At 52.2% G+C, this 17,236-nt stretch carries 16 protein-coding genes; 10 read left to right on the forward strand and 6 right to left on the reverse strand.

Going from position 1 to position 17,236, the window contains the following annotated elements; all coding sequences use genetic code 11:
• Positions 1-97: 97 nt before the first annotated feature.
• The 3 genes from ACR0NM_RS19375 to galE all read left to right on the forward strand — a co-directional run bounded on the left by ACR0NM_RS19375 (position 98) and on the right by galE (position 2,509).
• Positions 98-235 carry an integrase core domain-containing protein gene (locus tag ACR0NM_RS19375; protein WP_170466773.1) on the forward strand — a complete coding sequence of 46 codons (138 nt, stop codon included), beginning with the start codon at positions 98-100 and terminating at the stop codon, positions 233-235.
• A gap of 168 nt (positions 236-403) precedes the next feature.
• Complete coding sequence (locus tag ACR0NM_RS19380; protein WP_170598675.1) at positions 404-1,177, forward strand: 4'-phosphopantetheinyl transferase superfamily protein; 774 nt, start codon at positions 404-406, stop codon at positions 1,175-1,177.
• 318 nt (positions 1,178-1,495) lie between these two features.
• A complete protein-coding gene (galE, locus tag ACR0NM_RS19385; protein ID WP_480616250.1) occupies positions 1,496-2,509 on the forward strand; it encodes a UDP-glucose 4-epimerase GalE in 1,014 nt (337 codons plus the stop codon).
• Here the strand turns inward: galE and ACR0NM_RS19390 are convergent.
• The 3 genes from ACR0NM_RS19390 to ACR0NM_RS19400 all read right to left on the reverse strand — a co-directional run bounded on the left by ACR0NM_RS19390 (position 2,506) and on the right by ACR0NM_RS19400 (position 4,787).
• Positions 2,506-2,676 (reverse strand): hypothetical protein, encoded by a 171-nt coding sequence (locus ACR0NM_RS19390; protein ID WP_370644484.1) that lies wholly within the window; start codon positions 2,674-2,676, stop codon positions 2,506-2,508. The genes galE and ACR0NM_RS19390 overlap by 4 nt on opposite strands.
• Before the next feature lie 80 nt (positions 2,677-2,756).
• A complete protein-coding gene (locus ACR0NM_RS19395) occupies positions 2,757-4,013 on the reverse strand; it encodes a hypothetical protein (RefSeq protein ID WP_170399773.1) in 1,257 nt (418 codons plus the stop codon).
• Positions 4,014-4,190: 177 nt separating this feature from the next.
• Positions 4,191-4,787 carry a polysaccharide biosynthesis/export family protein gene (locus ACR0NM_RS19400; protein ID WP_170399770.1) on the reverse strand — a complete coding sequence of 199 codons (597 nt, stop codon included), beginning with the start codon at positions 4,785-4,787 and terminating at the stop codon, positions 4,191-4,193.
• A gap of 365 nt (positions 4,788-5,152) precedes the next feature.
• Between ACR0NM_RS19400 and ACR0NM_RS19405 the strand changes: the two genes are divergently transcribed.
• Positions 5,153-6,211, forward strand: a complete 1,059-nt coding sequence (locus ACR0NM_RS19405; RefSeq protein WP_480616252.1) for a tyrosine-type recombinase/integrase — start codon at positions 5,153-5,155, stop codon at positions 6,209-6,211.
• A 200-nt stretch (positions 6,212-6,411) separates the two neighbouring features.
• On the opposite strand, the gene ACR0NM_RS19410 is transcribed toward ACR0NM_RS19405, so the two are convergent.
• The gene (locus ACR0NM_RS19410) at positions 6,412-6,936 is read right to left on the reverse strand and encodes an isopropylmalate isomerase (protein ID WP_255612277.1); all 525 of its coding nucleotides are present in this window, start codon (positions 6,934-6,936) and stop codon (positions 6,412-6,414) included.
• Between the two features lie 183 nt (positions 6,937-7,119).
• Positions 7,120-8,136: a replication initiator protein A gene (locus tag ACR0NM_RS19415; RefSeq protein ID WP_170567832.1), complete on the reverse strand. Its 1,017-nt coding sequence runs from the start codon at positions 8,134-8,136 to the stop codon at positions 7,120-7,122.
• Positions 8,137-8,602: 466 nt separating this feature from the next.
• Here ACR0NM_RS19415 and ACR0NM_RS19420 point away from each other — a divergent pair, with 466 nt between their 5' ends.
• The 6 genes from ACR0NM_RS19420 to ACR0NM_RS19445 all read left to right on the forward strand — a co-directional run bounded on the left by ACR0NM_RS19420 (position 8,603) and on the right by ACR0NM_RS19445 (position 14,773).
• On the forward strand, positions 8,603-9,988 hold the full coding sequence (locus tag ACR0NM_RS19420) for an AAA family ATPase (RefSeq protein ID WP_480616254.1): 1,386 nt from the start codon (positions 8,603-8,605) through the stop codon (positions 9,986-9,988).
• Between the two features lie 19 nt (positions 9,989-10,007).
• Positions 10,008-10,991 carry a ParB/RepB/Spo0J family partition protein gene (locus ACR0NM_RS19425; protein WP_170598663.1) on the forward strand — a complete coding sequence of 328 codons (984 nt, stop codon included), beginning with the start codon at positions 10,008-10,010 and terminating at the stop codon, positions 10,989-10,991.
• 421 nt (positions 10,992-11,412) lie between these two features.
• Positions 11,413-12,555, forward strand: a complete 1,143-nt coding sequence (gene rffA, locus ACR0NM_RS19430) for a dTDP-4-amino-4,6-dideoxygalactose transaminase (protein WP_170567826.1) — start codon at positions 11,413-11,415, stop codon at positions 12,553-12,555.
• Positions 12,552-13,544 carry a glycosyltransferase family 2 protein gene (locus tag ACR0NM_RS19435; protein ID WP_170399752.1) on the forward strand — a complete coding sequence of 331 codons (993 nt, stop codon included), beginning with the start codon at positions 12,552-12,554 and terminating at the stop codon, positions 13,542-13,544. Before rffA ends, ACR0NM_RS19435 begins: the two co-directional genes overlap by 4 nt.
• Positions 13,537-13,923, forward strand: coding sequence for a GtrA family protein (locus ACR0NM_RS19440; protein ID WP_170598660.1), 387 nt, complete (start codon positions 13,537-13,539; stop codon positions 13,921-13,923). The genes ACR0NM_RS19435 and ACR0NM_RS19440 overlap by 8 nt, the downstream gene beginning before the upstream one ends.
• The gene (locus ACR0NM_RS19445) at positions 13,904-14,773 is read left to right on the forward strand and encodes an acyltransferase (RefSeq protein ID WP_170399746.1); all 870 of its coding nucleotides are present in this window, start codon (positions 13,904-13,906) and stop codon (positions 14,771-14,773) included. The genes ACR0NM_RS19440 and ACR0NM_RS19445 overlap by 20 nt, the downstream gene beginning before the upstream one ends.
• On the opposite strand, the gene ACR0NM_RS19450 is transcribed toward ACR0NM_RS19445, so the two are convergent.
• Positions 14,766-16,334, reverse strand: coding sequence for a hypothetical protein (locus ACR0NM_RS19450; RefSeq protein ID WP_480437956.1), 1,569 nt, complete (start codon positions 16,332-16,334; stop codon positions 14,766-14,768). The two genes, ACR0NM_RS19445 and ACR0NM_RS19450, sit on opposite strands and share 8 nt — an antisense overlap.
• Positions 16,335-17,236: the final 902 nt, after the last annotated feature.

The following is a 17,236-nucleotide window of genomic DNA, read 5'->3' on the forward strand; positions in this document are numbered from 1 at the left end:
CAAATTCTTTCGGCTTCAGTTCAGATCTTGCTTTGTCTAGAATCTTGAACACAGATCCGGGTGTTTGATCCCAGGGTTTGATGGTGCGATCCGTTCGTTGGAAGAGAAGGAAGCCCGCGAGAAGATCACAGCCTGGAAGGAGGACTATAACCAATACGGACCCCACTCATCCCTCGGCAATCTCACGCCGCAGGAATTTGCAACGAAATCGAGACTGGAAACCAAGGCCGCATAAGGTCAGGAATCAAACGACGGATTCTCCTAAACGCTGGAGGGAAGTTGGGTCTTAGGTCATGATCTTTACCGACAAATGCTTATTAGAGCGTTCACTTTCTCCATGGCGGACCTTTTATGAATCGGGAAGCTCAAAAATGCACAATTCAATAGGGTCATTGGAAAGCTAATGGCACCCATTCTTGGAAGTGAGGGAATTCCCGGTGATCTGGCGGAATTGTCTGGTTCATTCCTCGCAGGCATTAGTAGTTACCCAATCATGCGCGCGCGTATGACATTGCTTCAATGCTGCTATGATGTCGACCGTTTTGAAGATGCTCACTATAAAACCTTGGGTGTGCGCTTTCCCGAACAGTTCAAATACGCGGTTAAAAGTCGCCGCGCAGAGTATCTTGCAGGGCGAGTTCTTGCACATGTCGGATTGTCGAGTCTTGGTATCAAGAACGTCCACATTCCGTCAGGCCGCAACCGGGAGCCGATCTGGCCTAAAAATGCAATTGGTTCAATTACTCATTCTTATGGTCGTTGCGCAACCATACTCTCAAACAACTCGAGGGATCGCGTAGGGGTAGATATTGAACGTATAGTTGACGGTGAAACGCTCGCTGCAGTCCAAGAAGTATGCCTTTCATGCAAGGAACGAAAGCTACTGAACACACAAACTGGTTATTCGCGCCTCGAGCTGGCTACATTGATGTTTTCGGCAAAAGAAACACTTTTCAAGATGCTCTACCCGTCAGTTCGTTGCCACTTTGGTTATGAGACTGCGATGGTAAGAGAAATTCCTACAAGCGACACCATAAGTCTTTACCTAACGGAGAATCTTCGAGGCGGTTTTCGTTCAGGCTCAACCTTCGAAATACGCTTTAGTTTCCATTGTAATTTTGTGCTCACTTGGGCGACGCTAGGTGAGCCAAACCCCCAGCCGCGCTCTATTAGCTGAGAAACGACGAAACCCATCCCGACCAGCGGGGGGCATCAACTGCTCCTACCCATAGCAGACCAACCGACAACCACGATTGAACAGGCTGAAGCAATCCTCTGAGGTACAAAAGAGATTAAAAACCAGTCAATCGAGAAACCCGCATGCTGCGTCAAGGGAATGCGGCGCAGATTGAAACAGCGTCGCCCCTGATCCCACGATGCCGGCCATCCGCTCGTGCTCCAAATCATTTGATGGCTAACACGATTGCGTTGGTATAGGGTCTCCTTTGGCTGAAAGACCGTACAACGATAACAAGGCGACAAGGAATTAGGCGGTATGCGTGTACTGTTGACCGGCGGTGCCGGATATATTGGAAGCCATACGCTATTAAAACTGCTGCAAGATGGCATTGACGTGCTGGCGCTGGATAACTTCTCCAACAGCTCGCCTGAAGTGTTGCGCCGGGTCCAGAAACTAACCAACTCGAGCTTTGCAACTCACGTTGGCGATTATCGCGCCCCAGATGTGCTTGATGAGGTCTTTGAGAAATTTCGCCCCGACGCGGTCATTCACTTTGCGGGATTAAAAGCGGTTGGTGAGTCCAACGAAAAACCACTGACCTATTACGCGCAGAATGTTTCGGGCAGCATAAACCTGCTGGACTGCATGCAGCGGCACGGCTGCCAGAATATCGTCTTCTCATCTTCTGCCACGGTTTATGGCGAGGCGCAGTATCTTCCGTATGACGAAGATCACCCACTAAACCCCACCAACCCGTACGGTCGCACAAAATACTTTATCGAAGAGATTATCCGCGATTGGATTGCTTCACGACCGCACGCGAGTGCCGTCCTCTTGCGGTATTTTAACCCGGTTGGGGCGGATGAGTCTGGCGATATTGGAGAGGATCCGCGCGCGATCCCAAATAATCTGCTGCCCTACATCTCTCAGGTGGCAGTCGGCAGACTCAAAGAGCTCAGCATTTTCGGCAACAATTATGAAACTCGGGATGGCACGGGCGAGCGTGATTATATCCATATTGATGATCTAGCGGCAGCCCATCTTGCCGCCGTCAAATACGCTCACGAGAACCATGGATGCGAAGCCATTAATGTCGGTACCGGAACAGGAATCACTGTATTGGAAATGGTGAAAGCGTTCGAGGAAGCATCAGGCAGAGAAATCCCATTCAAAATCGCGGAAAGGCGCCAAGGTGATGTAGCACGTAGTTTTGCCGAAGTGTCCAAAGCACAAAGGTTACTTGATTGGACCGCTAAGCGTGACTTAACTGATATATGTAGAACAGCATGGAACTGGCAATCTAAAAACCCGTCGGGCTTTGAGCATTAATCACTACCTTGGGTTTTGATGTTACCTGAGAAGCAATGAGCAAATTGCCGTACCTTTCCCACACCTAGCGAACACCCCGATGGGTCCGGGGAATTTTCAGGTGGGTGTCCCGCGTTTTCAGGCACTTCCCATGCAACCTCCAGAAACTGGCGGTGCTGTGAAGCCATGATGGTGACTTCTTTGGAGGAAAGACCGAAGAACTCGACATCAAACTCTTCAAACCGACCCAAGGAGCATCAGCAACGTGTTAGGGCCGCCAGGCGAACTCTCTACCAATTGAAAAAAATGCTAAAGGGCTTGTCGCGCGGCCGAGGCCGTCTTCGTCTCGTATACGGTAGTTAAGGCCGGCATTTAAGACCCACTCGGACTCAAGCTCATAACTATAAACAGCATTCAAATCTGTCCGCTCAACGCGTGGGTCAACGATAGTATCATCGGTAAGGACTTGGGTTGCGGAAAACCCGAGACGGGAAGAGGGGCCAAGACCCAGAATATAGACGATGTCTAAGATGTACTCATCGCGAAACACGTCATCATCTGTAATAACAACATCCCGGTCAAAAAAGACACGGATTTCGTTTTCTCCGAAAACTTGAGCGTAGCTTAACGACCCGATGGGCTCAGTCTTTCCATCATTTGTATGCGCAACGCCAAGGCTTGCCAAAAAGTCCCCGCCGAGGACTTCTCTGCTACGACCAACCCTCAACCTATTGAGGCGCCCGGCTGTAGCGAGCTCAGTTTCCAAATCGAATGTTGCCGTACCGTTTGGCATATCATGTTCGATACCGAAACTGCCAATCGGGCCAGTGGTAAGCGCATCACCCTCTATGTCGCGCCGATCATCAATGTCGGTATACCCAAAGGCAAAATTGACGCGAGTTCTTGACGTGAGTTCGTGGAGTAGTCCAAGCGTTATGTCTTTGGTAGTCCGATGCCGTTGATCCGGATCATCTTCTTCAAATCGCTCCGCGCTGACATCTACGGTAGCCGTGGTTATTGGAGATAAGGCAAAGCTGACTCCCGCTCCTGCACTGATGGTACTGTTATCAGAAAGCGTTGGGCTTGTTTGATCAGTATATCTGAGTTCCTGGGCATCTACGCGGAAATAGTATCCAATCAAGTCCCGGCGACCAAAGTCCATTTGGAAGGCCAGGTTGTATTCATTGCGCGTTCCGTCGCCGGTCAGGTCAGGGAAATCGGACGGTATGCGTAGTACACCATCGTCATCGAGGAAAGTTCGCAGCGATCGCGAAAATCCGATATCGTAGCTTGAGAAATCGGCACCAAAATCTAAGCCAGCGTTGGCCCCATCACGAATGTAATCAAAATTGAAAATTGAATCGCCAATATCGAATTCATTACCTCTATTTGGCAAATCAGACCAACGCAGGGCGGTGACGGCATCCAAACTCAGGCTTTGGATTGGGGTTTCGCTGGACAGCCCGAATGACAAGATTGTCGAAGAAATCGTTCCATGGCCCTCTTCGGGGACATCAAGTGTCAAGTTTTCTCCGGATTCTATACGTTGAGCGAGGCCTAGCGTCATTTGGGGGCCACCGGGATCTAGGTCTACACCTTGAGCTCTGGCACGATTATCTGAGTTTACGACAAAACACACAGCGCCACACAACGCCGTCTGTACAAATAGCCTTTGTTTCACTGCCCCGCCCCTTTTTCGGGGTTATTCGAACAAGCGCCGTTCTGGAATTACGATCACATCTCCATCGGCTAGCTTTGTCGACGCCCCTGTTCCTGTGCCATCCAGCATCGCATCATAGTTAAACTGGTACACGGTTTCTTTACCTGATTTGTCTGTACGGCGCAGCATTATCCGTTTTGTAGCGGCAAATCTAGAAAATCCACCCATCTCGCCGAAGAATTGCAGAAGTGTTGTACCACTTTCCGGTGTATGTCGCCCTGGTGATCCGGCTTCGCCTATCACAAAAACATCAATTGTTCTGCGAAATGGCTCTCGCGGCTCATTGAGTGAACCGAGCGACACAAAAACATTCGGCTGAGAGGCGAAGTTAGGAGCCAGTAGCTGCGCCAGTTCATTGCTAACCTGTTCAACGCTTCGACCTGAAGCACGCAGCGTACCCGCTAGCGGTATGTTGATCCGACCATCCGGAGGTACTAGGACTTCACGGTTCAGACTTTCATCTTCCAGCACTTCAATAAGCAGCGTATCACCTGATTGAATGCGATAACCCTGCGCCATGGCTGGTAATGCCATAGCCCCGATCACGATTGAAGCGAGCAGCACGACAATAGATTTCATATTCAGACTCTTCCATTTTGCCTTGAGCTCTTCTCGGCGATCTGCCGAATACTCAGTGACCTTTTACCGTTTCATTTTGGCCTTCTTTTGCTGGGAATTCCACGGTTTCTTCCAAATCGCATGAAATTTGTCTTTCTTTGACGTGGTTTGGTAACGATAAAAGACTTTTGAAATTTTTGCTGCTCATTAACCAATACTACCCCCGTGCTAATCGGATAAAAATAGGATAAATGTCAGCTTAGCGCGCATTATTCTAACCTTATGCTTATTATTATGTATGTACTATAATTCATCAATCATATCCGATAAGTATCCCTTATCAGGAGTAATTGATCTTGCCGCGAAAACCGCGCAGAATGGACCACATGAAGCCCCCTGCCCCATATCTCCCGGCCGCCTCCCCTGCCCTGTCTCAAGCCGATCAAGAGGCGCTGACGGACCTCTATGTCCGCGGCACGCCTGCCAATACGCTGCGGGCTTATGAGCGCGACCTGCTCTATGTCACCGCCTGGAAGTCAGCGCGCTTCAGCACGGCGCTGGATTGGCCTGAGAGTGAGGCCACAGCCCTGGCTTTCATTCTCGATCATGCCCGCGATCTTGGCGATGCGCCCAAAGGCGACATCGCCCGGCAGGCGGCGGAAGGACTGATTGCGCAAGGACTGCGCAGATCGCTGGCCTGCCCTGCCCCGTCGACACTGGACCGGCGCATCGCCTCCTGGCTGGCCTTTCACCGGATGAAGAACCTTGCCTCACCGTTCGATGCGCCGCAGGTCAAGCAGGCCCGCGCCAAAGCGCGTCGTGCCGCTGCGCGCGCCCCAGCCCCGAAATCCGCCCATCCGATCACCCGCGATGTGCTAGAGCAGATGCTGACCACCTGCCGCGGCTCCCGCCGCGACTGTCGCGACCGGGCGATCCTGATGCTGGGCTGGGCCTCGGGCGGCCGGCGCCGGTCTGAGATCACCGGGTTGCGCCGCGAAGATGTGTCGCTGAAAGATTTTGAGAAATCAGGCGTGGTCTGGGTTTCCCTGATGGAAACCAAGACCACGAGCAAGGGCGAGACGCCCCGGTTGGTGCTGAAGGGCCGCGCCGCACAGGCGCTGGTGTATTGGGTCGAGGTTGGACAGATCGAGGATGGCCCCCTGTTCCGCCCGATCTCGAAAGCGGACCGGGTGCTGAAGCGCCGCCTAACCCCGGATGCGATTGCGCAGATCGTCAAGCACCGGCTGAAACTGGCCGGGCTACCGGACGACTTCGCCTCACCCCATGGGCTACGCTCGGGCTTTCTGACCCAGGCCGCGCTCGACGGCGCCCCGATCCAGGCTGCCATGCGCCTGTCGCTGCACCGCTCTCTCGCGCAGGCGCAGAAATACTACGATGACGTTGACATCGTTGAAAACCCAGCGGCGGATTTGTTGGGATATTAAAGTTTCAGCGGAGAATCCGGCGATGTCATCAAGATTTCTGCGGCTGGTGAAAGATAAGTTCACAGGATTGGTTAAGTATCGAAGCCTCAAATTTGAAGTAATAAAGTTCTACCGTATTTTTGATTGCGGCGCTTTGTTACTCATTATGGCTGCTTTTTCGCCCTGCCCCATTTCTCTTGATGATGTCCAGTAATCTTGCCTTATCGGACTCGATCAGAATTCCACCGAGGATGCAGAAGACCTGCGATCAGGATCAATACAAGACCGGACAGTTCCAGAACCCAGTTTGCCCGGATGGAATAAATCTCCATACCGATCAGCGTATCGACATGGTGAAAACCAGCCGCGCGGATTAAGATAAAGGCCAATACAACACATAGCCCCAAAAGCGCGAGCCATGTTCGTCTCAGACTTCTTCCCAACAACAGCGCCGCCGCCCAACCAATGATCAGGCAGCAGATCCCAACAGCTCCAATGAAGGCCAACTGCACCGGACGACGGTTCTCATACCAACCCTGCTCAATCGCAAGACAGCGTGCGGAAGCGGTTAGAAAGGATTGCAGGTCTAATTGCTTATTGAGCGCGAGCAGAGACAAAAGCACGGCCAATAACACCCAGAACGCTCTTTCCCGGCCCGCCAGAGCCGCAGGAAAATCCCCAACTAACGCAGTACGCAAGCTTACAACCGCCGCGACAACATAGGCAACCACTGTGAGCCAGCCCATGAGACTCGGGTCTCCAATCGTCGGCGACCAGCTTTCAAACGCACATTCCAGCATAACGCCCTTCCAAGCTCAGTCCTGTTGCCCTTTATTCCACATCTCTAAAACACAACCCTTTTCGCATGCGAAACACTAGCGCAAGCGGTTCCGAAAAATAGGGGAATTCCGAGACACCTGACCGGAAAATCACATCTCGGCAGCGCGTTTCTTTACCCACCCAAGAAAGGCAGCGTCCGCGCTTTTGAGGCGGGGTTGGCCGGAGGCGTGCCACATGGCGCGCCAGTCGGCCTCCAGCGCATAGACATCCCAGCCAGGCATCAAGCGACGGGCGGTCTCGAAAGTCTCCGGGGCAAGCGCAGCCCCTGCTCCTGCGGCCTCCTCAATCACGGCCATCGGGCGCACGCAGATCATATCCCCCGGCTCCTCGGTGAGCGTGTAATCCGGCAACCGGCCATCACGAATGATCTCGCGCACCATGGCACGGAACACTCTGCGCGGAGAGGCCGAGCCCGACTTCTTGCAGAGCACCTCTATCGAAACCCGCCATTCCGGCTGACGTCCGCAATGCTTGCGTGCCAGCTCGTAAAGACGGCGCTCCAACGGGCGGCGCAGTCGGAAATACTCTCTATTCAAGGTCAAAACCGACTTCGCCAGTACGGCACGATAGAGCCAGTCAGACAGTGTGACCGCCACGCTGACCATACGGCCGCCGCGGGTACGCCGCACAATTTCCCAGCGTTCGATCAGACCGAACCCAGTGGTGACTTCGAGCGGATCATCCTTGGGACCCGTGGCGATATTGGTGGTGATGCGTGTGCCTGCCAAGCGCTCAAAGGCATCGCGCAGCCGTCGGTAGCCATCCCCGGAGGTTTCCCGCCCCGTCGCCAGCAGCAGGTCATGAGCGGTCAGCGTGAGTGTACGCGCCGTCGGTTTGCCTGCATTGAGCGCGGCCACCAACTGCGAGATACAAAAGATCAGGATATCTGCATCAAAGATCGTAGCGCGCCCTTTGACGGATGGCGTGACCACAACCTCCACATCATTGTGCCGGTATTCGAGTATGCGCCGATCTGGACGCGTCGAGAGGGAAAAGAGCGGATGCTCCATCGAAGCGAGATCATGTTTGGGCACCGCTGCAAAGAAATCGCAAACGAAAAAGTCCTCAGGTCCCGCCCCGCCGCCGGTCGCAATACCTGCATTCATCAGAAGGCTCCGATCCGCAATGCGGTCGGTAGAAAATATGTCATGGCTCTGCTCGATCCCACCGCGCTTGTCCCGATTAGGCTGCCCGGCTTTCGGTGTTTCATTAACACCCGACCCTAGGGGAGGGGTTCGATTCTGTCCACAGGGCCACTGTTCAGATCGTGGCTTCAGAGTCGCTCAAACGTGGGATCAGAATCACTCTATCGTGGCTTCAGAGTCACTTGAAGACAAAGAGGTATCTAAAATATATTCAATATCAATATGTTACCCAAGACATAGATATTTCGTAACTATATAATAACTAAAAATTAACAAGCTTAAGGGACCAAACCAGCAAATCACCAAACCTTTTCACATTAAGACAAATCTCTGAAATTACTTAGAAAGAGTCGGAAGGGGCATATGTTTTCTTGCATGTACCATGATTTTTGATATTCTGGAAAAAACGTGATACATGGAGAGGCTTATGAGCAGAGCAGACCTCCCGCCCTATTTCAACATCTCTCCCGATGCAGCTTTGTCATCATTGCAAAATTCTGTGTCTACTCAAGACTTCAGAGAGATTGCGGAAGCCTGTCTAAAGGGGCGCACAGATCTTGCAAGCCGAGGGCTGGATGCAACAGGGGCCAAGAACTTGCGCCTGTTCTCCACGTGGGAAATCACCAAATATCTGATCCCCGTAGCTCCCGCTCATTTCCGTCGTGTGTTGCGCACTCATCCTGACTTGCCACAGGGGCGCTCTGAGACAGAGGGTGGCGCGAAGTGGTTTACCTTTGATGAGGTCTTGCGGTTGCGGGCGCATTTTGGTGCAGAAGGATCTAAGGCCAAAGAATATCTGCCTTATCGTCCGGAGGGCCTGCCCGCCAAGATTGCGGCCGTGGCCAATTTCAAAGGCGGGGTTGGCAAGACTTCAACGGCAGCGCATCTCGCAATGTCTTCCGCGCTCGACGGCTACAAGGTGCTGGTGATTGATCTCGACAGCCAGGGGTCGATGACGTCAATTCTTAACGGACAAGTTGAAGACGAATGGCAGACGGTCTTCCCACTGATCGCGCGGCATTATGCGATGCATTTGCGCAGCGAAAACCAGCGGCGGCTGGACCGAGGCGAAGCTCCCCTGCCACTTGATGAAACACTGACAGAAGCACTGGACATAAGCTCGGTGGATCTCATCCGCCCCACCCATTGGCCCAACATTGATCTGATCGGTGCGCAGTTGAACCTCTACTGGTCCGAATTCCAAATCCCCGTCTGGCGTCTTGCCGCTCGCAGCTGGAAGCTTTGGGATGCTCTCACCGAGGCGCTGGAAGCCGATGGCGTGCTGGATCAGTATGATCTCATCGTGCTCGATACGCCCCCCGCCCTTGGCTATCTGACAATTAACGGCCTGGCGGCAGCGGATATCCTGATCGTGCCCACCGGCGCCTCCTTCGTGGAGTTTGACAGCACGGGGCGGTTTTTTGACATGATGCACTCTGCTTTTGAGTCCATTGAAGAAGGTGAAAACATGGCCGCACGGGCGCTTGGGCGTGCCGAGCTAAGATTTGAGTGGGATGCGGTGCAGACTGTGATCACCCGTTACGATGCCTCGCAACAGGCCGAGATGGCAGGGCTCATGCAGGCCTATCTCGGGCGGCGCCTGTCTCCCTTCCGGCAAGATTACACTGCTCTGATTGGTCAGACGGGCGAGCAGGTGCATGGTATCTATGAGGCTGATTACCGCGACTTTAACCGCGACACCTATGCCCGCGGACGGGCAACCTTCGATGAGACCTATGCCGCATTCAAGCAACTTCTCATCGGAGCATGGCGCCGTGATGAACTGGCGCAGGCGACATCGGCGGCTGAGTAACCAGACAGGGAGACAGAGCATGGCCAAACGCAGACGATTGGAACCGGCCAACCCTGAGAATGTGTCTCCGGCACAGGAGATCAGGACCCATGGAGCGGCCCTTGGCGCACCCGGACGTGCGCCGATCGCCCATGTGACGCGCGAGGCCGCAGGGCAGGGTGCTTTTGAAGAGGTTGCTGAGGCAATGCGCGCTGCCCGTGAAGAGGGGCGCTTGATCCAGTCTCTGCCAGTGGATGACATCAAGGTGGATCATCTGCTGCGCGATCGGATCGTGTTGGACCCTGATGAAATGGCGGCCCTTCAGGCCAGCCTGGCGGCGCGTGGGCAGCAAACACCCATTGAAGTCGTGGCGCTGCCGGATGGCGGATATGGCCTGATCTCGGGTCTGCGCCGGCTGGAAGCGCTAAAAGCTCTAAAGCAGGGCTCTGTGCTGGCGCTGATCCGGGCTCCAGAGAGCGCCGATGCCGCTTATGTCGCGATGGTCGAAGAAAACGAGATCCGCGCCAACCTGTCGTTCTACGAACGCGCCCGTGTGGCCTCGGAGGCCGCACGCATCGGCGTCTATGCTTCAGGGGAAGCTGCCGTCCAAGGACTCTTTGCCCATGCCAGCGCGTCTAAGCGGTCCAAAATCCTTGCGTTCATGCGTCTGCACAACGCTCTGGGCACACATCTGCGCTTCCCGGCGGCCATCCCCGAGAAACTCGGACTCGCCCTGGTCAAAACCATCGAAACAACGCCAGAGTTCGGAAAACGCCTCACTGACAGTTTGCGCAAGACACCGGCCGTGGACTCGATATCCGAACGCCGCGCGCTGGAACGCGCGCTGGCGAAAGTGTCAAACGGGCAGGGCGTGCGCTCTGCGCAAACTAAAACGCGCGGTGAAGAAGTTGCCAAAGGGGTTTACCTGGAAGCCAAACGAGGGCGGATCGTGTTGCAAGGGCAGGGGCTGGACGCTGGACTGGTGGAAGATCTGCGTAAGTGGCTCGCTAAACGGCGTGCCTAACACATTTTCAGAAAATGCGTGGCGCGCACCAACACTAGAGGAGCATTTGAGACGTTTCAGCCCAAAGGGTCTCGAAGTGCTTATGTTTCCACAGCTCAGCATACAATTTCCCTTATTTACAGTCTGATAGAACGTTCGCTTTCGCATGCGAAAAAAGAATCTAGCTCCAAACGAGATCCTTGTATCTGAAGTGTGTTCGTCGACAACATGAAGGCAGCCCTAAGCAATGCCGAGAATGGCTTCGTCGAAATTTCCACATCAATACAATGTTGTCGGAATTTAGTGCCTAGCCATGAGCTACGAAAAACAAGGTTTGGATGGACGAGCTATCAACGGTAAACAGAGGCCAATGCAAAAGACATTCACTTTGCGTAGTATTATAATAAAGTTACTATCTGAAAACAATTTTTAGAAGATAAAGATGAACGAAATAGATGTCCCATTCAACAAACCGAGTCTTGTTGGAAATGAAATAAAATATGTCCGGGATGCCGTGCGACGGGGGCAATTGGCTGGTGACGGAACATACACTGAGCGCTGTTGCAATTTGCTCAAGGCGCAGTTGGGTGCGCCAAGTGTACTACTAACACATTCTTGTACGGCTGCACTTGAAATGGCGGCGATGCTTTGTGATTTGGCGCCAGGAGATGAGGTCATAATGCCCTCTTTCACCTTTGTCTCAACAGCCAATGCGGTTGTCCTGCGCGGTGCCACGCCTGTTTTTGTAGATATTGATGTGTCGACCCTCTGCATGGCCCCCGATGCAGTTGAAGCGGCAATCACAGAGAAGACGCGGGCTATCTTTGCAGTGCATTATGCTGGGTTTCCGGCGGACATAGAGCGTCTCGTTATGTTAGCAAAGGCTCATGATCTGTTTTTGGTTGAAGATGCTGCCCAAGCGCTTGGGTCAACCTATAATGGTCAGCAAGCAGGGACTTTCGGTGACGCTGCCACCTTCAGTTTTCATGAGACCAAGAACGTCATCAGTGGCGAAGGAGGTGCGTTGGTTATCAATCGTCCAGACTGGGTGGAGCGTGCCGAGATTATCCGAGAAAAGGGGACCAACCGGTCGCAGTTCTTTCGCGGTGCTGTCGACAAATATACTTGGGTGGATGTTGGGTCTTCCTATCTGCCGGGAGAATTAATAGCGGCCTTTTTGCTCGCGCAAATAGAAACGCAGGACGCCATCCGAACGCGGCGATTATCGGTCTTTGACACTTATTTCGAGGCATTTGAGGCGCAGGTGGCGCAAAGACAGATCAGATTGCCCGATACGCCTCTAAATTGCGAAGGCAACGGGCATATGTTTTATCTTTTGATGGACTCGCTGAACACGCGGACTGAGTTCATCAATTTTATGAGGCAGAATGGCGTGATCACGCCTTTTCACTACGTGCCACTGCACAGCTCGCCAGGGGGACAGAAATTTGGCCGTACATCAGGTGACTTACGTGTTACCAATATGATTTCGGACACTTTGGTTCGTTTGCCGATGTTCTTTGACCTTGGAAGCGACGTAGAGACGGTGATTGAGGTCGCGAATAGGGCGCTCGAAAATACATGACGAATAGCATTCAAACAGCCCATGATGCGTCGGCGACGTTGATCAGTGTCATCTCTCCAATATATGGATGCCGTAGCACGCTGACAGAGCTTGCCAAGCGCGTAGAGATGGCTTTCCAAGATGAATGTCTTGATTGGGAACTTGTGCTCGTTGATGATCGCGGCCCAGATCAACCTTGGCCGGTGATAGAAGAGCTGTCTGCAAAAGATCCACGTATCCGAGGTATCAGGTTGGCGCGCAATCATGGACAACACCTCGCGATCTGGGCGGGGCTGGAAGCTGCGCGCGGTGATTTCATCGTTGTGATTGACTGCGATTTGCAGGATGATCCCAGTGTTATCCCAGAGCTTTATCGTCTTGTGCAGCAAGATGATGTGGAAGCCGTTATTGTGGATCGGGGCACATGGTCGGACTCAAAGCTCCGGCGGATGGCATCAAACTCTTTCTATGCGCTCGTAAAGTGGCTCGCCGGGGTCAAGATCGACAATATCGGCAACTTCGGTATCTACAGCCGCCGTATGGTCAACACATTATTGCTGTTTACCGAGCAAGAGATTTTCTTGCCCATTATGGTGAGCCTCACAGGGTACCCAACGACAAAACATCAAGTCGACCGGGGTACCCGCCATGAGGGTTCCAGTTCTTATAATTTTCTCCGGCTTTTGCGCCTAGCTGTTGCGATTGTGATCCGGTTCTCTGACCGCCCTCTGAAACTGAGTGTGCTGTTGGGCGGTGCCCTAAGCGGAATGTCTGCGTTGATTTCCTTTGTCTTGCTTATGATGTGGCTGGCGGGAAGCTTCACAGTCCAGGGTTGGACCAGTACCATCTTGTCAATCTGGTTCTTATCAGGGCTGATCTTGGCCACTCTGGGAATACATGGGTTTTATCTGGGTCGTGTTTTCCGAGAGGTGCAAGGGCGCCCTCGCATCTTGATCCAGGAGACCACGGATCTTGAAGAGACTGCACTGTCTCGTGCGCGGGATGTGTGACACTGTGATCCCAAGGAGCCTTTACCGATACGGTCTTGTGGGAATAGGCTCAAATCTGGTGGTATATTGTGTTTTCGTTGTCTTGATCTGGGGCGCAGTTCCGCCCGTTTGGGCCGCTGCAATATGCTACGTATTTGGTTTGGGCATAAGCTATTTGGCCAATCGACGCTGGTCCTTTGAAAGTACCGCAGGCCACCGATCTGATTTGGTCCGTTTTCTTCTGGCCTATGGTGTTGGGTTTGTCGCTACGCTTGGATTTATCTTTGTATTGACACAGTTTCTAAGGCCCGAGGTTGCTCAGTTTCTCAACATTGGCCTAACGGCTGCAGTGATTTATAGTTGTTTAAGGCTCTTTGGGTTTGGCAAAGCAAAGTTCTAAAACTATTTCCAAGGCTGCCACGCCAGTTAACTTACAGGTGCGGGAAACAAAAAAGATCATGCTCTATACACAGAAAAACGCAGAGACACAGATCGATATTGGTAAGCAGACACGAATTGGGGAGAATGTCACTTTCGGCCCGAGCTGCAAAACCATCTCAATTGGATTTGGCTGTTTCCTGGGCCGTGATTTATACATCGATGTCGAGCACCTAACTATTGGGGATTACACAACTATCCACCATGGAGGTATCATCCATGGTATCGAAACCAGTATAGGCCACAATTGCTGGTTCGGTCATTATTGTATCATCGACTCTTTGGGTGGTCTCACGCGAATTGGGAACAACGTGGGGGCTGGGGCGCACTCGCAACTTTGGAGCCATATGAAATTTGGCGATATGCTAGCAGGTTGTCGATGGAATTCATCTGGTTCGCTTATATTGGAAGATGATGTTTGGCTCGTCGGACATTCAATTACGGGGCCCATTAAAGCTGCTAAACGCTCAATGCTGATGACCGGTAGTGTTGCTGTCAAAGATCTGGAAGAAAACCATATCTATTCCGGTTCCCCTGCCAAAGATATAACTGCCCATTTAGGACTGCAATTTGATGATCCTGATTTGGAGCAGAGGCAAAAGAATTTCGCTTCTCTTAAAGCGCAATACGCTAAAGAGACGGGCCTCAGTGTCGAGGCTTTCCTGGATGTTTCAAGTTTTGATCCGGTTACCGCAAACGTGACGCAGTTTAACTTGATGGAGAGAACTTACCGTCCTCGCTATACACAGGATGAGTACGGCTTCATGCGCTTCCTGCTCTATGATCGTGCAAAATTTGTACCAGTTAATTAGAGCCTTTTGCGCAATTGGTAAGCGCAAGCCTTTGGTGTGCATATACCTCCCAATAATTAGAAATGGTGCACACAGTGAATTTATCTGTCATTTTTGATCTGAGGATTGAGGTGGCTCCGAATGCTTCGCCACGTGCAAGAAGAATAATGTCGATATCGTCGCTCAACGCGCGATCTGGGCCGAGCTCCGGCGCGCTAGCCCGTTGCCACAGCGGGTAACCGGCAACGGGCTTGGCCAGAAGTGCGTGTTCAAAAGTAATGCCAGAATCTGCAACGACACCCCATTGAGATGGCTCACCTAATGCGCGCAAAGCGGTGATGCCGTCCGCAAGCATTTCATATTGGGTAGGACCGCTCGATTCCCCTTGCTGCTCCGGTACACTCAAATACCGCGCATAGGGTCCATGTTCGATCAGGCGTTCCGATTTTCGCGAATATCCCTCCGCCGCAGCGCCAAGCATATTCGCCACATGTGGCGTGGCAAAAGCCAGGATGAGGATGACCGAGATATATCGAATAACGGGTTCGTGTTCGGCAGAGTGTTTCCGGGCGAGTTCCGCGCATCCAATGCACAAAGCGATGAAAGTAGGCAGGGCCAACTGGCCGAGAGATCCATTGCCGCCCATGGTTGCGGTCATGCCGACGACTGTCCCTGCAAGAATAATAGCTGATGCGACTGGCACTCGTATTGTTGCGTCTTTGACACAAAGGGCAACGGCAAACAAAGTCGCGCAAAGGGCAACCGGTTGGTAAAGTGGGATTTGTACACTTTTCCTTATGAGCCCCATAATGCCGTTGCTCTCGCCCACATGAGCGAGGGCATAATCCAATGAGCCAAAGAAGCGCTGAAGGTTGGGGTCAAACACAAGTACAAACAGCCCCAATCCAATTAGCGCACCGCCTGCTGCAAACCAACGCCGCATGATCAACAGCGCAATGAAAAGACCGGGCAGAACGAGCACAAACGTGGATTTCGTCAAGCAGACAGCGCCCACCAACATGCCAGAAACACCGCCCCCAAACACCTCACGGCGTTTACGATCGTTTTTGAAGAATACAAACAACGTCACAACAAACATCGCAGCTTGCGCAAAACGATTATAAAAAAAGGAATGCGTTGAGATTACCCGGATAACCTGGTCATTAAACTCCAGTGGATATCGTGTCAGCAATAGAGTGAGAATGACTAATGCCACGCCAGAGAAACCAAGTGGCGACATATGAGTTCTCGAAAACAGAAATGCACATGCGATGAGTGCGCAACCTAAGAAAATACTATGTAGGTAAAACACTGAAGCATGAGTCCCGAACACATACATTGTCCAGCTAAGTGTTTCGGATATGAAGCCGCCGTAAAAGTGGCCAAAGTCAATAACGGGCCGAAGCCCTTCTAAAATACGCCAGGCCGCTCCAAGTATGAAAAACGTGTCAGCAAAGTGGTCTGTGTCATAAAATATCCCGACGAAAAATGAGAATACAGCGATCAGAGAGATCAAAAGAATGAGTGAGCAATTTATGACAAGAAGAAAACGGTCGAAAGAGCACCTAAATTTTAAAGTCACTTTTTAAGCCTTTGATTTTCGTTTGTATTTGTAACGTAGAGAGTGCAGCTTGTTAATCTTGTCCTGTGACCTAAAGTAGGCTGAGGAGCAAAGTCCACAGAAGGGCTTTTGGGTCTGGCCGCTACCTTTTGATCAGTTCCGCAGGAGTGATCCATTTAGATTTCTGATACGTGACCGGGATCAAGTTCACTCCGTTTCGGGGTAAGACTTCATGGGATCTTTCAGGTTTGATTCAATTGGACCGTAAATTCACCGGGCGTCAAGTTTCCGGCGCAATGGCCTTTCCAGTCACTGCTCCGTGCCCGGCATCACGCCTTGGTGGACCCGAGCCTAAACCCACTTGGCGAACGAGCCCCGACTCCCGTCCTAGGCGGCTGTTAAATGCCTGCAGATATCCGCTGATCAGCAGAATGCTGCCGACCGAAGCCCAGAACGCTTGGTCAGTAAAGAATGTCTGAATCCGACGTGCTAGGGAGAATCTCAATACCACTCACAAAGTTGGGCGCCGCCTCCGGGGCCTTTCGCAAAAAAAACACAAACAAGGCCCGAAAATGACCAACTGGTTGTAAACAAAAACCATGTTGCCAATAGGATTGTAATGAGTTCAGAACCCACAGTTCTCACTTCTTTAATTGTGACGCCTTTACGCAACTAGGAATCGTGCCACTCACTCTGACCTAGTCATTGGATCACCTATATGCCTGCATCTCAAAATCCTTCGTCTTCGCGTCTGGCAGCCTTGGAAGGCTTCCGCATGGCCTTCTTCGCGCTTGATTTCATGCCCAAGAGTTTGTCGCAGATTGATTTTTCTGCTGCAGCGGATGAAACGACGCTCACCAATGCACTGAACTACGATGGGAGCACTCAGATCTGGGAGGGCGGCCGTGAGGACGTCTTTGCCG

The sequence above is a fragment of the Ruegeria sp. AF2 genome (genome assembly GCF_056542025.1).

Coding starts and splice junctions, on each gene's coding strand:
- ACR0NM_RS19380 (WP_170598675.1), top strand. CDS start 404: ATGGCACCCATTCTTGGAAGTGAGGGAATTCCCGGTGATCTGGCGGAA.
- ACR0NM_RS19410 (WP_255612277.1), bottom strand. CDS start 6,936: ATGGGCTGGCTCACAGTGGTTGCCTATGTTGTCGCGGCGGTTGTAAGC.
- ACR0NM_RS19420 (WP_480616254.1), top strand. CDS start 8,603: ATGAGCAGAGCAGACCTCCCGCCCTATTTCAACATCTCTCCCGATGCA.
- ACR0NM_RS19435 (WP_170399752.1), top strand. CDS start 12,552: ATGACGAATAGCATTCAAACAGCCCATGATGCGTCGGCGACGTTGATC.
- ACR0NM_RS19440 (WP_170598660.1), top strand. CDS start 13,537: ATGTGTGACACTGTGATCCCAAGGAGCCTTTACCGATACGGTCTTGTG.
- ACR0NM_RS19415 (WP_170567832.1), bottom strand. CDS start 8,136: ATGAATGCAGGTATTGCGACCGGCGGCGGGGCGGGACCTGAGGACTTT.
- ACR0NM_RS19390 (WP_370644484.1), bottom strand. CDS start 2,676: ATGGCTTCACAGCACCGCCAGTTTCTGGAGGTTGCATGGGAAGTGCCT.
- ACR0NM_RS19405 (WP_480616252.1), top strand. CDS start 5,153: ATGAAGCCCCCTGCCCCATATCTCCCGGCCGCCTCCCCTGCCCTGTCT.
- rffA (WP_170567826.1), top strand. CDS start 11,413: ATGAACGAAATAGATGTCCCATTCAACAAACCGAGTCTTGTTGGAAAT.
- ACR0NM_RS19400 (WP_170399770.1), bottom strand. CDS start 4,787: ATGAAATCTATTGTCGTGCTGCTCGCTTCAATCGTGATCGGGGCTATG.
- ACR0NM_RS19425 (WP_170598663.1), top strand. CDS start 10,008: ATGGCCAAACGCAGACGATTGGAACCGGCCAACCCTGAGAATGTGTCT.
- galE (WP_480616250.1), top strand. CDS start 1,496: ATGCGTGTACTGTTGACCGGCGGTGCCGGATATATTGGAAGCCATACG.